General features: G+C 62.8%; 10 protein-coding genes and 2 pseudogenes. 8 read left to right on the forward strand and 4 right to left on the reverse strand.

The window, feature by feature from the left end; all coding sequences use genetic code 11:
- The 3 genes and pseudogenes from MUW49_RS10550 to iadA all read left to right on the forward strand — a co-directional run.
- Positions 1-150 (forward strand): annotated as a pseudogene (locus MUW49_RS10550) (IS1595 family transposase); the annotation flags it as partial.
- A 17-nt stretch (positions 151-167) separates the two neighbouring features.
- Complete coding sequence (locus MUW49_RS10555) at positions 168-929, forward strand: ABC transporter substrate-binding protein (protein WP_201873161.1); 762 nt, start codon at positions 168-170, stop codon at positions 927-929.
- 58 nt (positions 930-987) lie between these two features.
- Positions 988-2,120 (forward strand): annotated as a pseudogene (gene iadA, locus MUW49_RS10560) (beta-aspartyl-peptidase).
- A gap of 82 nt (positions 2,121-2,202) precedes the next feature.
- Here iadA and MUW49_RS10565 read toward each other — a convergent pair.
- Complete coding sequence (locus tag MUW49_RS10565; RefSeq protein WP_041215456.1) at positions 2,203-3,105, reverse strand: lysine exporter LysO family protein; 903 nt, start codon at positions 3,103-3,105, stop codon at positions 2,203-2,205.
- 532 nt (positions 3,106-3,637) lie between these two features.
- Between MUW49_RS10565 and MUW49_RS10570 the strand changes: the two genes are divergently transcribed.
- From MUW49_RS10570 to MUW49_RS10585, 4 genes are all read left to right on the forward strand, one after another.
- Entirely contained in the window at positions 3,638-4,408 is a 771-nt protein-coding gene (locus tag MUW49_RS10570) for an ABC transporter ATP-binding protein (RefSeq protein ID WP_010674267.1), read from the forward strand.
- Positions 4,409-4,473: 65 nt separating this feature from the next.
- Complete coding sequence (locus tag MUW49_RS10575; protein WP_010674268.1) at positions 4,474-5,247, forward strand: ABC transporter substrate-binding protein; 774 nt, start codon at positions 4,474-4,476, stop codon at positions 5,245-5,247.
- Between the two features lie 105 nt (positions 5,248-5,352).
- Complete coding sequence (locus tag MUW49_RS10580; RefSeq protein WP_010674269.1) at positions 5,353-6,093, forward strand: ABC transporter permease; 741 nt, start codon at positions 5,353-5,355, stop codon at positions 6,091-6,093.
- Between the two features lie 3 nt (positions 6,094-6,096).
- Positions 6,097-6,789, forward strand: a complete 693-nt coding sequence (locus tag MUW49_RS10585) for an ABC transporter permease (RefSeq protein WP_010674270.1) — start codon at positions 6,097-6,099, stop codon at positions 6,787-6,789.
- Positions 6,790-6,846: 57 nt separating this feature from the next.
- On the opposite strand, the gene MUW49_RS10590 is transcribed toward MUW49_RS10585, so the two are convergent.
- From MUW49_RS10590 to MUW49_RS10600, 3 genes are all read right to left on the reverse strand, one after another.
- Positions 6,847-7,488 carry an energy-coupling factor ABC transporter permease gene (locus MUW49_RS10590; RefSeq protein ID WP_053288556.1) on the reverse strand — a complete coding sequence of 214 codons (642 nt, stop codon included), beginning with the start codon at positions 7,486-7,488 and terminating at the stop codon, positions 6,847-6,849.
- 94 nt (positions 7,489-7,582) lie between these two features.
- Positions 7,583-8,425, reverse strand: a complete 843-nt coding sequence (gene pflA, locus MUW49_RS10595) for a pyruvate formate lyase 1-activating protein (protein WP_010674272.1) — start codon at positions 8,423-8,425, stop codon at positions 7,583-7,585.
- Between the two features lie 75 nt (positions 8,426-8,500).
- Positions 8,501-11,440, reverse strand: a complete 2,940-nt coding sequence (locus tag MUW49_RS10600; protein WP_244812711.1) for a GGDEF and EAL domain-containing protein — start codon at positions 11,438-11,440, stop codon at positions 8,501-8,503.
- A 134-nt stretch (positions 11,441-11,574) separates the two neighbouring features.
- On the opposite strand from MUW49_RS10600, the gene MUW49_RS10605 reads away from it, so the two are divergent.
- On the forward strand, positions 11,575-13,263 hold the full coding sequence (locus MUW49_RS10605) for an FAD-dependent oxidoreductase (protein ID WP_053288554.1): 1,689 nt from the start codon (positions 11,575-11,577) through the stop codon (positions 13,261-13,263).
- Positions 13,264-13,288: the final 25 nt, after the last annotated feature.

Below are 13,288 nucleotides of genomic sequence, written 5' to 3' on the forward strand. Positions count from 1 at the left end.
AAGCATTTACCAAGGCATCTTGCGGAATACTGCTTCCGGTTTAATCATCGTTTTGACCTCAAGAGCATGTTGGTTGAATTGGGGCATGCAGTCGTGGCAAGCCCTCCGATGCCATATCGGCTCTTGAAGCTGGCTGAGGGTCATGGATAATCAGGTTCGCATTTAAGATGGACAAGCTTGTTGCTGCCTGTCTGCTCGCCACCCCCGTCACCGCCAAGGAGTGGAAGACGGTACGCTTTGGCGTGGAGGGGGCCTATCCACCCTTCTCATGGACCGATGCGTCCGGAGAGATCAAGGGATTTGACATCGATCTTGCCAACGCCCTGTGCCAGCAGATGGCCGTCAGGTGCGAACTGGTGGCCCAGGATTGGGACGGCATGATCCCGGCCCTGCTGTCGCGCAAGTACGACGCCATCATCGCTGCCATGTCGATCACCGACGAGCGGCGCAAGAAGGTCGACTTCACCGAGAAATATGCACACATTCCCAACCGCTTCGTGGCGGCCAGGGGCACCGAACTGACGCTGACGCCGGAAGGGATGGCGGGCAAGCGCATCGGCGTGCAGCGGGCCACCACCCACGACAAGTACCTGACCGACAACTTCGGCTCCAGCGTCACCATAGTGCGTTACGGCAGTGCCGATGAAGCCTACCTCGATCTGAAGGCGGGACGGGTGTTGGCCCTGCTGGCCGACGCCTCGGCCATCGAACAGGGGTTGCTTGGCAAGGAAGGGGGCGACAAGTTCGACTATGTGGGGCCGGCCCTGACCGACCGTCAATGGTTTGGCGACGGCATGGGGATCGCGGTGCGCAAGGGGGATCCGGATCTCAGGGCCAGGCTGAACGACGCCATCAAGGCCCTGCGCGCCAACGGCAAGTATCAGGAGATCAACCGGAAGTACTTCAAGTACGATATCTATGGCGGTTGATGGGTAACAGTCGGAGGGAGCCTGCTCCCTCCTTTTTCATGCAGCAAGGAGAGACCCCATGTTGACCCTGATCGAGGGTGCGCAGATCCATAGTCCGGCCCCGCTCGGCCAGCAGGATCTGCTGGTGGCGGATGGCCGCATCGCCTGGATGGGCAAGGGACTGACGGTTCCGGTCGACTGGCCACTGACGCGGGTGGACGCTGGCGGCCGCTATCTGGTGCCCGGACTGGTAGACCCGCTCGCCCATATCACGGGAGGCGGCGGCGAGGGAGGCTTCGGCTTTCGCACGCCGGAGCTCTCGGCAAGGGAAGCTCTGGCGGCGGGGGTTACCACGCTCGTGGCGGCCCTCGGCACCGACAGCCTGACCCGCAGCCCGGCCCAGGTGCTGGGGAAGGTGCGCGAGTTTCGCGCCGCCGGGGTGAGCGCCTTCATGTACACCGGCTCCTACCACCTGCCGGTCAAGACCCTCACCGGCACGGTGGAGTCGGACATCATGCTGATCCCCGAAGTGCTGGGGGTGGGGGAGGTGGCCATCAGCGATCACAGGTCCAGCGCCCCCACCCACGACGAGCTGGCGCGCCTGGCGAGCGAGGCGCGGGTGGCCGGGCTGTTGTCGGGCAAAAGTGGCGTCAGCTTCTTTCACCTGGGGGATGGCCGGGGGGGGGGCTGGCGCCCCTGCGGGCGTTGCGGGACGGCACCGACATCCCGCAACGCCAGCTCTACCCCACCCACTGCAACCGCAACCCCTGGCTCTTTGCCGAGGCCATCGAGTGGGGTCGGGCAGGCGGCTGGGTCGACCTCACCACGTCGAGCTTCCCGGACCTGCTGGATGACGGAGAGCGGCTCGCGGCCGACGCCCTGGTGGCGTTGCTGGCGGCCGGCGTGCCCGTGGATCGCATCAGCTTCAGCTCGGACGCCAACGCCAGTCTGCCGCGCTTTGACGGCGAGGGGCGCCTCATCGAGCTGCGCTGCGGCCAGATAGGGAGCCTGTGGCAGGAGGTGGTGGCGGCCTGCGGCAAGGGGGTGGCGCTGGAGACGGCACTGGCGGTAGTGACGGCCAATCCGGCCAGGGCGCTGGGGCTTGCGAGCAAGGGTACCCTGGGGGTAGGACAGGATGCGGATCTGCTGCTGATCGATCCTGATACGTTCGCCATCGAGCGGGTGATGAGTGGGGGGCGGTGGCGCACCTGAATACCGGCGCCTGTCATCCAGCCCGCTCAGTTCATCAACAAAAAGCCCGGCAGCAGTGCCGGGCTTTGTCGTGCCATGGGGTTCAGATGGCGAGAAACCCCAGGATCAGAATGGGGCCGAGCAGGCTCAGGATAAAGCCGGAGACGATGGCCACCGGCACCACCTGGATGCCGCCGGATTTCTGGATGACAGGCAGGGTGAAGTCCAGCGCCGTCGCGCCGCCGTAGCCGATGGCGGCGCTGGGATGGCGGCGCATCAGCACCGGGATGATGAGGATGGCGATAAGCTCGCGCCCCAGATCGTTGATGAAGGCGGCGGAGCCCAGCACCGGGCCCAGCTTGTCCGCTACCAGAATGCCGGAGAGCGAATACCAGCCAAAACTGGAGCTCATCGCGAGGCCATGGGCAAAGGGCATGCCGAGCAGCTGGGCGGCCAGCAGGCTGCCGAGCCAGCTGCTGAGGATGACGGTGAGCGCGATCTTCATGCCCCAGGGGTTGAGCAGGATCTGGCGCAGGCGCATGCCGGAGTTGCGCATCTGGATGCCGATGAGCAAGAGCAGCAGCATCAGGGCCCACTCGCTCAACTTGTCGATGGGCAGGGCGCGCAGGTCCACCACCAGCCCCAGCAAGACGCCCCCCAGCACCACGAAACAGAGCTGGAGGGATTCCCATAACAGGTGCAGCTTGCTCGGCATCTTGCCGTCACTGGCCTCGTGGGTGGGGGGGCTGCGCTTGTCCAGCCACCACAGGGCCAGCAGGTTGCAGAGGGTAATGGCTGCGAGCATCACCCCTGCCACCTTGAAGATCACTGCCAGGTTGCTGCCCAGGTTCTCCACATAGGCCAGCCCCAGACCCATCAGGAACAGGATGAGGTAGACCATCTTGCCCAGGGACTGGTTGACCAGTTTGATCAGACGGGCGGAAGAGAGGGGAACCAGATAGCCGATCACGAGCGGCAGCAGGATCAGCAACACATTGAGCAACATCGGGGCCTCGATCACAAAACGTGGAAAAACGGCACCTTATCACGACTTGTTGCACCTGTGTCACGGATCTGTGCATCAGCATGGCCCATACGGGACTTTTTTATCATATTGTTGTGTTTTTTGATGACAGTCGGCTCTGTACGCAAACGGGGAAAGAGGGCCACATCACCTGAAAAATCAATTTCATCCCCATGAAATGACGAGAGAAGGGGAATCTGCCCGGGTGAATAAAGTCCTTTTGGGTGACATCTGGCGGATATGGTGAAATATGCTTGCTACCAGTGCGCTGCGGGTATAAAAGAGCGGTAGGGAAGGTGCGACAAAAAATGGATTTTATGCAGACAAAGTGCTGAAAAATACTCAATAGACCAATAAAAATACAGATAAAACACCAAATACCTCGGTTCTGTATTGTTTTTTCACTACCTCAATGATATTTTCGCTGAAGGTTACCATCGGTTAACGTTTTGTTAAATGGACGATGGTGGAGTCACGCCGAAGCGGCGTCTAGGGACAGACAAGGTTGTAATGGATGAGCGACGTTGCCGCACTGGAAGTTCGTGATCTGCACAAGTATTTTGGCACCCACGAAGTGCTCAAGGGCATCGATATGACGGCCCACAAGGGGGATGTGATCTCCCTCATCGGCTCCTCGGGTTCGGGGAAGTCGACCTTTCTACGCTGTATCAATCTGCTTGAAACCCCCTCATCGGGCAGCGTCTCCCTCCACGGGGAGCTGATCCGGATGAAAACCAGCCGTTCCGGCGAACGCCTGCCGGAGGACATGCGCCAAGTGGAGCGTATCCGCAGCCGACTGGCCATGGTGTTTCAAAGCTTCAATCTCTGGTCCCACATGACCATCATGCAGAACATCATCGAAGTGCCCATCCAGGTACTCAAGGTGCCCCGTGCCGAGGCCATCGCCAAGGCGGAGCACCTGCTCAACCGGGTGGGGCTGTGGGAGCGTCGCGACTATTATCCTGGTCACCTCTCCGGCGGTCAGCAGCAGCGGGCCGCCATCGCCCGGGCGCTGGCGGTGGAGCCCGAGGTGATGCTGTTTGACGAGCCTACTTCGGCCCTCGACCCTGAACTGGTGGGGGAGGTCCTTGGCCTGATGCGCGAGCTGGCGGAAGAGGGGCGTACCATGATGGTGGTGACCCACGAGATGTCCTTCGCCCGCGACGTGTCGAACAAGGTGATGTTCCTGCACCAGGGGCGCGTGGAGGAGGAGGGCAATCCCAAGGAGATCTTCGCCCATCCCAAGTCGGAGCGATTCAAGCAATTCATCTCTTCCATCTATTGATGGACGGGCTGTATTTTCAACAATCTGTGTTTTCAATGATCGACGTGTTTATCAAGGAGAGATACATGAACAAGCTGATGCTGGCGACTGCCGTGATGACGGCCCTGTGTTCCGGTAGCCTGATGGCCAAGGAGTGGAAAGAGGTCCGGATCGGGGTGGAAGGGGCCTATCCCCCCTTCTCCTGGACCGAGCCGAGCGGCGAGGTGAAAGGCTTCGACATCGACATCGCCAACGCCCTGTGCGAAGAGATGAAAGTGAAGTGCACCCTGATCAAGCAGGACTGGGACGGCATCATTCCGGCGCTGCTGTCGCGCAAGTATGACGCCATCATCGCCACCATGGACATCACCGAAGAGCGCAAGAAGAAGGTGGACTTCACCCAGAAGTACCAGCACATCCCGGCGCGCTTCGCCGCCAAGAAAGGGACCGAGATCCAGCTTGACAAGGCCTTCATGGACGGCAAGACCATCGCCGTGCAGCGTGCCACCTCCATGGATACCTACATCACCGACAACTTCCCCAACGCCACCATCAAGCGCTACGGCACTGCGGATGAAGCCTACCTCGATCTGAAATCCGGCCGTGTCGATTACGTGATGGCCGACTCCGCCGCCATCAGCGACGGCCTGCTGAAGAAGGAAGGGGGCGATGCCTTCGAGTTCATCGGCCCGAAACTGACCGATCCCAAGTGGTTTGGCGAGGGTGCCGGCATCGCGGTGCGCAAGGCTGACAAGGATCTGAAAGAGAAATTCAATGCCGCCATCCTGGCCCTGCGTGCCAATGGCAAGTACAAGGAAATCAACGACAAGTACTTCGACTTCGACGTGTACGGCGAGTAAGCCGACGTCAGGCGAACAACGACAGGTTGATCCCGTCAGTAGTCATCGGGCCCGTTGCCTTCCGCTGGGAGTGACGGGCCCGATTGCGATGGAGCTGCATTGCATATGTTTGATTTGAAAGGATACGAAACCTCTCTGCTGGAGGGGGCCTGGATCACCCTGGAGGTGGCGCTCGCCTCCCTGCTGCTGGCCCTGGTGCTCGGCATGCTGGGGGCCCTGGCCAAGCTCTCTCCCTACAAGTGGGCACGCGGCATCGCGGCGGCCTACACCACCGTCATTCGCGGCATCCCGGATCTGGTGCTGATGATGCTGCTCTTCTTCGGCGGCCAGGTGCTCATCAACGGGATCTGCACCTGGGTCAACGAGGCCTACAACAACCACCTGCTGGCGAGCAACCCGAACCAGGAGTGGGTCTCCCTGCTGCCCGATTACATCGACATCAGCCCGTTTGCGGCCGGGGTCGCCACCATCGGCTTCATCTTCGGCGCCTACATGACCGAGACCTTCCGCGGCGCCATCCTGGCGGTGGACAAGGGGGAGCTCGAGGCGGCCCGTGCCTTCGGCATGCGGGCAAGCCAGGTCTTTGTGCGGATCCTCTTTCCCCAGATGATGCGCCACGCCCTGCCCGGGTTTGGCAACAACTGGCTGGTGCTGCTGAAAACCACGGCCCTGGTCTCCATCATCGGGCTCGATGACATGGTGCGAAAGGCGTCGCTCGCGGCGGGCTCGACCCAGCAGCCTTTCACCTTCTACATGGCGGTGGCGCTGATCTTCCTGGTCTTCACCGCAGTCTCTACCTCGGCGCTCAAGTGGGCCGAGCGTCACTACGCCATCAAGACGAGGTAAGCCATGGATTTCTCGATCATTCTCAAGGAGTGGCCCACCTACTGGGAGGGTCTCTATACCACCATCTGGCTGGTGGCCGCCTCGCTCATGCTGGGGCTCATGCTGGCGGTGCCCATGGGCATACTGCGCAACAGCCGCAACTGGTTGATCAAGGGGCCAATCTGGGCCTATATCTACTTCTTTCGCGGCACCCCGCTCCTGGTGCAGCTTTTCATCATCTACTACGGTGCCGCCCAGTGGGAGTGGCTCAAGAACAGTGCGGCCTGGTCCCTCTTCTCGGAAGCCTGGTTCTGTGCCCTGCTGGCGTTCACTCTCAACACCGGTGCCTACACCGCCGAGATAGTGCGTGGCGCCGTGATGAACATGCCCAAGGGGCAGATAGAAGCGGCAAGCGCCTTCGGCATGACCCGCTGGCAGACCCTCACCCGCATCATCCTGCCCAACTCGTTTCGCCGTGCGCTGCCGGCCTACAGCAACGAGGTGATCTTCATGCTGCAGGGGTCGGCGGTGGCGGGCATCATCACCATCGTCGATCTGACGGGGGCGGCGCGGATCATCAACTCCCGCTACTACAGCCCGTTCGAGGCGTTCCTGACCGCAGGTCTGCTCTACATGCTGCTCACCTTCGTCATCGTCTGGTTGTTCAAGAAGTGGGAAGCCCGCTGGCATGCCCACCTGCGCCCGCGCAGCGTCTGACTGCCAGCAGAGAAAAAGCCCGCAACTGCGGGCTTCTTTTATGGACCACGGGCAGGCTCAGCGCCCCAGGTACTCCCTGTCGAAGAAGGTGTTGACCCAGTGGGGGCGATAGACGGCGAGCAGGGTCATGGTCATGCCGTTGAGGAGCGCCTCGGGGAAGAGTAGCAGCGGCCAGATGGAGAGGTAGTCGGCGCTGATGGTGTGCCAGGAGTAGGTGCCGCTCACCCCCATCAGCAGGGCGCTGGCGAGCACCTTGGCCGAGATGCTCAGCGCCCCCCCGAGAAATGCCGCCACGAACAGGTAGACGAAGAGGTGGCGAGGCAGCCAGGCCCAGCTCCCCAGAAACAGCAGCCAGCTGGTGGCCACCGGCAGGGCAACGCCGATGAGGGCCTGCCAGCCGATGTCGGCCAGGGGGATGACCCCGAAGTAAGCGAGGAGTAGCAGGGTGAGGCAGGGGGCGAGCAGGGCGAGGCGCCAGCCCAGCAACAGGGTCAGGCTGGTGAGGCCGAGAAAGTGGATCTCGAGCCCCTCGTGCAACCCGGCCCGCAAGGTCCACAGCGGTACCAGCACGATGGCGCCGCCGAGGCAAAGATGCTGATAGAGCGGGTGGGCGCCAAGGGTGCGCAGCAGGGAGGCGTTCAGACTGAAGGCGAGCAGCACCAGCCAGAGCAGGAGGGCGGCAACTTGTCCTTCACTCATGAGCGGTTCCCCCGGATGCGGCTGTCGGTGATGGCGCCGTGGCGAACGCCGGCGCAGTGAAAAGAGGCCGCCCTCTGCCGGGCGGCCTCCTGTCTCAATACTTCACGTTGGGGTGATACTTGCCAAGGATGCCCTGGACCCTGTCCATGGTCTCCTTGCTGGGGGGCTTGATGCCGACCAGATCATAGGTATCTCCCAGCACGTCCCACTTGTGCTTGCCAAGTTCGTGGTAGGGCAGCAGCTCCACCTTCTCGACGCACTCCCCCAGCTCGGCGATGAACTGGCCGAGTCCTTCTGCGCTTTCGTCATCGTCGGACCAGGTGGGTACCACCACGTAGCGGATCCACATGGTCTGACCGCGGGAGGCCAGGTAGCGGGCGAACTCCAGGGTGTACTTGTTACTGACGTGGGTGAGGGGAATGTGCTTCTCGTCGTTGATCTGCTTGATGTCGAGCAGCACCAGATCGGTGTTGTCCAGCACCCGGTCGAGCAGCTCGTCGTAGTGACGCACGAAACCGTTGGTGTCGAGGCAGGTGTGGATCCCCTGGGCCTTGCAGGCGGTGAACAGTTCGGCGATGAACTCCTGCTGCAGCATGGCCTCGCCGCCGGAGGCGGTCACGCCACCGCCGGAGGCATTCATGAAGTGGCGATAGCTGGTGAGATCCTTCATCAGCTCGGGCACGGTGACCTCGCGGCCGCCCTGGGTGTCCCAGGTGTCCCGGTTGTGACAATACTTGCAGCGCATCAGGCAGCCCTGCATGAACACGATGAAGCGGATGCCGGGGCCGTCGACGGTCCCGCAGGTCTCGACGGAGTGGATCCGGCCAATGATGTCGGTAGTGCCGGTGTCGCTGGCTTCAACGGTCGGGATCCGCTGCGTGCCGGGGGTGGCAGGTCCCTTGGATTCAACGGCGGGGATCCGGTTAATGACTGACATAGACGACTCCAATGGTGCGGACAAGGTTCGAGCGGTCGTTATTTTATGACAGAAAGCCCTATAAATCCTACCAGTTTAGCCCGCAGGGGTGGCACCCAGCAGGCTCTCCAGTGCCTTGACGGGGAGCGGCCGGCTGGTGAGGAAGCCTTGATAATGCTGGCATCCCAGGGCCTTGAGCACGGCGAGCTGCTCCTCTTCCTCCACCCCTTCTGCGGTGACGGTGAAACGAAACACCCGGGCGAGATCCAGGATGGCCTTGACGATGGCCTTGTCCTGTTCGCTGTGGACCAGGGTCTGGATGAAGCTTCTGTCGAGCTTCACCTCGTCGGCGGGCAGATCCCGCAGATAGGCCAGGGACGAGTAGCCCGTGCCGAAGTCGTCGATGGAGATGAGCAGGCCGAGGGCCTTGAGCTGGCGGATCCTGGCGATGCTCTCCAGCCGGTTTTCCAGCACCACGGACTCGGTGATCTCCAGCAGCAGGCGCGACGGGGGCACCCCGGTGTCCCGCAGTATGTACTCCACCTGCTGCACGAAACCGGCGGTGTGGAACTGGCGGGCGCTGACGTTGACCGACAGATGGGGGATGGCGAGACCGTTGTTGAGCCAGAAGCTGTACTGGGCACAGGCGGTCTTCATCACCCAGTAGCCTATCTCCTGGATCAGGGTGGTCTCCTCGGCGATGGGAATGAACTCCCCGGGGGGCACCATGGTGCCGTCGGCCTTCTGCCAGCGCAGCAGCGCCTCTATGCCCGAGAGCGTGCCGTTGTCGACCCGGTATTGGGGCTGGTAGTGCAGCACCAGCTCGTTGTTGCGCAGGGCATCGCGCAGCTGGTTGTTGAGAGAAAGCTTGCTCTTCTCTTTTTCCGCCATGGCTTCACTGAAGAAGATATGGTTGCCCTGGCCCGCGCGCTTGGCCATGTGAACGGCGGTATCGGCCTGCTGCATCAGGACAAGGTGATCCTTGTCGTCATCGCTGAACAGGCTGATCCCCACGGAGGCGCTGCAGTGCAGCTTGTGATCGCCGATGTCGAAGGGGGCACGGAAGATCCCCATCAGCTCCCGGGCAAAGTGCTCCGCCAGGATCTTGGCGGTGATATAGCCCTGGCCCAGTGCCGTGAATAGCAGGGCAAATTCGTCACCCGAAGTGCGGGCGAGCACCAGGTTCTCCTGGGGCAGGGACTTGAGTCGCACCACCACGGCCTGGAGCAGCAGATCGCCGCAGGCGTGACCGAGGGAGTCGTTGATGGATTTGAAGTTGTCCAGATCCAGCAGCAGCAGGGCCCCCCACTGACCACTCGGGGCCTGCAGGGTGCGCTGCATGATGTCGGTCAGGCTGCGCCTGTTGTAGAGATCGCACAGGTCGTCGTAGTAGGCGAGGCGCTCGATGTGGCGGGCGGTCTCTTTCTCCTGGGTGATGTCGTGGAAGCTGCAGACGAAGTGGCTGATCTCCTCCTCCTCGTCCTTGACCCCGCTCACCATGAGCCGCACCGGGAAGAGGTGTCCTTCCCTGTGCAGGCATTGTTCCTCCCCGAGCCAGTATCCCTGCCGGTTGACAGCCGCGATCACCTCCTCCTTGAGGGTGTCGCCATAGTAGGTGGGCCTCAGGGCGTCGATGTGCAGGCCCAGCATCTCCTCGCTGGCAAAGCCGGTGATGCGGCTGAAGGAGGCATTGACCTTGAGGATGATGCCCCCGTGATCCATCACCAGCAGGCCGTCGTGGGTGTTGAAGGCCACTTCGGCCAGGCGCAGGGCATCGTCATTGGCCAGGCGCTGCAACTCGCTGGCGGCCCGCTCGCGCTGTTCGTAGAGGACGTCCAGCAGGGGCGCGGGATCGGCCAGGGGGGTGGCGAGCAGCAGGGTGAGCTGCCCCAGAGGGAGACCGTTTGGCCCCGGGAAGGGGATGCCGACATAGGCCTTGGCGTCGAGAGCCAGCAGCTGGCTGGACTGGGGATAGCGCAGGGCCAGATCTTCCACGTAGAGACTCTGCCCGTGCTGGAAGATCTCCCGGCCCGGGCCGATGTCCATGGGCATGGGTTTGACGACGGCGAAGGTCTCCCCCTCCACCACGCAGCGGGGAATGAGCCAGAGATCCTGACCGCGAGGCTGAAACTCGCCGATCCAGCCCCTGTGGGCACCGCTCAGGCCCATGGCCCAGCGCAGCAGGGCGCGGCAGTAATCGTTGCCGGTCAGGTTGGCAAGCCCGGGTGGGGGCGCGAGGTCCGGGGCGTCGGTCGCCACGGGGTCCGGCTGCCAGTGGCCGAGCAAGCGGGCGCAATGACGCACCAGTTGCAGGGTGTCATCGCTGATGAGGGTGCTCTCGGCATACTCCAGGCTGAGCACGCCGATGAGCTTCTCCTGCTCCAGCAAGGCGCCGTCCAGGCGGGAGCAGACATTGGCATCGGCCAGATAGTAGTGCTGGCTCAGCATGGGCTGGTGGGCCGCCTCCGAGAAACTCAGGGCGCCCCGGGCGCGCAGGGCCCGGATGTAACGGCTGTCTCCGCGAATGGCACCGAGCGCGTCCACCCCCAGGGTGAACACCGGGGTCAGCTGCTCGCCGCCAAGGGCGCCATGGGCCTGGTAGTGCCAGAGGATCAGGCGATCGGCCCCCAGGCACTCCTTGAGGCTCTCCAGCATGGCGTCATACTGCTGCTGGCTGGCCATCTGGCTCAGGCGCGGCAGTTGCAGGGACAGGCTGGCGGCGCTCTCCTGGGACTGGGTCTGCAGGCAGATGAGCCAGAAGGCGTCCTGCTCGTGGGAGAGGGAAATGTGCCAGAGGAGAGCGTCAAAGCGCAGCACCAGCTTGCCCCCCTTGCCGCTGGCCAGCCGCTGCTCGATGGGCTGGCGCAGGGCGTCCGGCAATTGGGCCGGCCAGGCACTGCGGGGCTCGTCGAGCCAGTGGAGCGGCGTCTGCATCACATCGGTCAGGGCGACCAGCCGTTGACTACGGGTATCCAGGCGGAAAAACAGGGGCGCCTGGCTGGCGGTCGGAAGATGGCTGAGCGCGGTAGACGACATGAACTGACACTATCCTGTTGAGCAATTGTCGGAGGGCAAGAATACTGCAAATCCGTGGCAAACAAAATTTCATTGAACTCTAAATTAGATAAGTCTAATTTATTGGTCATTTCCTGTTGAGTGGAGTCTTGCAGATGAAACGGATCCTGATTGTGGGTGGTGTGGCCGGGGGGGCGTCCGCCGCCGCCCGTGCCCGCCGTTTGAGCGAAGAGGCGGAGATCGTGATGTTCGAGCGGGGCGAGTTCGTGAGCTTCGCCAACTGCGGTCTGCCTTATCACATCGGGGGGGATATCCCGGATCGGGATGCCCTGCTGCTGCAGACACCGCAAAGCTTCAAGCGCCGCTTCAACGTGGATGTGCGGGTGTTTCACGACGTCATCGAGATAGACAGGGCCGGCAAGAGCCTGCTGGTGCGCAACCTGCTGACCGGCGAAGAGCGGCGCGAAGCCTACGACGTGCTGCTGCTGAGCCCGGGCGCTGCCCCCATCCGGCCTCCCTTCCCCGGCATCGACAGCCCGGGGGTACACACCCTGCGGAGCATTCCCGACATGGATCGCATCCTGGCGGCGCTGGCGCACGACAAGCCCCGCCACGTCACCGTGGTGGGGGGCGGTTTCATCGGGCTGGAGATGATGGAGGCGCTGCACCAGCGCAAGCTGGATGTCACCCTGCTTGAGCTCTCCGATCAGGTGATGGCGCCGGTGGATAAAGAGATGGCCAACCTGCTCCATGCCCGTATCCGGGAGGAGGGCATCGATCTGCGCCTGCGCACCGGCCTCGCTGCCATCGAGAGCCTGGAGGTGCCTGCCGAGAAGACCGCCGCCGTGGCGACCGCCCAACGGGGTGGACTGCGCCTGACCCTGAGCGACGGCTCTCATCTCGACACCGGCCTGTTGATCCTCGCCATCGGCGTCAAGCCCGAGACCCTGCTCGCCGCCAAGGCGGGGCTGGTGCTGGGACCGCGGGGCGGCATCAAAGTGGATGCCGGGATGCGTACCTCGGATCCCTTCATCTTCGCGGTGGGGGACGCGGTGGAGGAGACCGACTTCGTCACCGGCGAGTCCGTGCTGATCCCGCTGGCGGGCCCCGCCAACCGCCAGGGACGCATTGCCGCCGACAACATGCTGGGGCGAAGCGAAACCTACAAGAAGACGCAAGGAACCGCCATCTGCAAGCTGTTCGATCTGGCGGTGGCCAGCACCGGCCTCAATGAGAAGCGGCTGGTGCAGTTGGGATTGCCGTTCGAGAAGGTCTATGTCCACCCGGGCAGCCACGCCGGCTATTATCCCGGCGCCCACCCGGTCAGCCTCAAGCTGCTGTTTGCCCCCGATGGCAAGATTTACGGCGCCCAGGCCATCGGTAAGGATGGCATCGACAAGCGCATCGACGTGCTGGCGGTGGCCCAGCGCGCCGGTCTCACCGTGTTTGATCTGCAGGATCTGGAGCTCACCTATGCGCCGCCCTTTGGCTCGGCCAAGGATGTGATCAACATGGCCGGGTTCGTGGCGAGCAACCACCTGAAGGGGGACACCCTGCTCTGCCACGCAGCCGAGGTGCAGGCTCGCCACCCCCATCAGCAGGTGGTGGATGTGCGAAACGGCCCCGAACTTGACAAGCTGGGGCGCATTCCGGGGGCGCTGCACATTCCTCTGGACGAGCTGCGCAGCCGTCTTGATGAGTTGCCCAAGGATAAAGAGCTGCTCATCAGCTGCCAGGTGGGACTGCGGGGTCACGTGGCCTGCCGCCTGCTGAGCCAGCACGGTTTTCGGGTCAAGAACCTCTCCGGCGGTTTCAAGACCTGGCAGACGGTGATCGCCGAGTAGATCCTCCAGGCTGAAATGGCCCGAT

It is taken from the genome of Aeromonas sp. LsrichE-8G, assembly GCF_022869435.1.
Taxonomy (GTDB): Bacteria; Pseudomonadota; Gammaproteobacteria; order Enterobacterales; family Aeromonadaceae; genus Aeromonas; species Aeromonas caviae.

Excerpts from the sequence above, each read along its gene's own strand:
- MUW49_RS10605 (WP_053288554.1), top strand. The coding sequence starts at position 11,575 with ATGAAACGGATCCTGATTGTGGGTGGTGTGGCCGGGGGGGCGTCCGCC.
- MUW49_RS10580 (WP_010674269.1), top strand. The coding sequence starts at position 5,353 with ATGTTTGATTTGAAAGGATACGAAACCTCTCTGCTGGAGGGGGCCTGG.
- MUW49_RS10590 (WP_053288556.1), bottom strand. The coding sequence starts at position 7,488 with ATGAGTGAAGGACAAGTTGCCGCCCTCCTGCTCTGGCTGGTGCTGCTC.
- MUW49_RS10565 (WP_041215456.1), bottom strand. The coding sequence starts at position 3,105 with ATGTTGCTCAATGTGTTGCTGATCCTGCTGCCGCTCGTGATCGGCTAT.
- MUW49_RS10555 (WP_201873161.1), top strand. The coding sequence starts at position 168 with ATGGACAAGCTTGTTGCTGCCTGTCTGCTCGCCACCCCCGTCACCGCC.
- MUW49_RS10575 (WP_010674268.1), top strand. The coding sequence starts at position 4,474 with ATGAACAAGCTGATGCTGGCGACTGCCGTGATGACGGCCCTGTGTTCC.
- MUW49_RS10585 (WP_010674270.1), top strand. The coding sequence starts at position 6,097 with ATGGATTTCTCGATCATTCTCAAGGAGTGGCCCACCTACTGGGAGGGT.
- MUW49_RS10570 (WP_010674267.1), top strand. The coding sequence starts at position 3,638 with ATGAGCGACGTTGCCGCACTGGAAGTTCGTGATCTGCACAAGTATTTT.
- MUW49_RS10600 (WP_244812711.1), bottom strand. The coding sequence starts at position 11,440 with ATGTCGTCTACCGCGCTCAGCCATCTTCCGACCGCCAGCCAGGCGCCC.
- pflA (WP_010674272.1), bottom strand. The coding sequence starts at position 8,425 with ATGTCAGTCATTAACCGGATCCCCGCCGTTGAATCCAAGGGACCTGCC.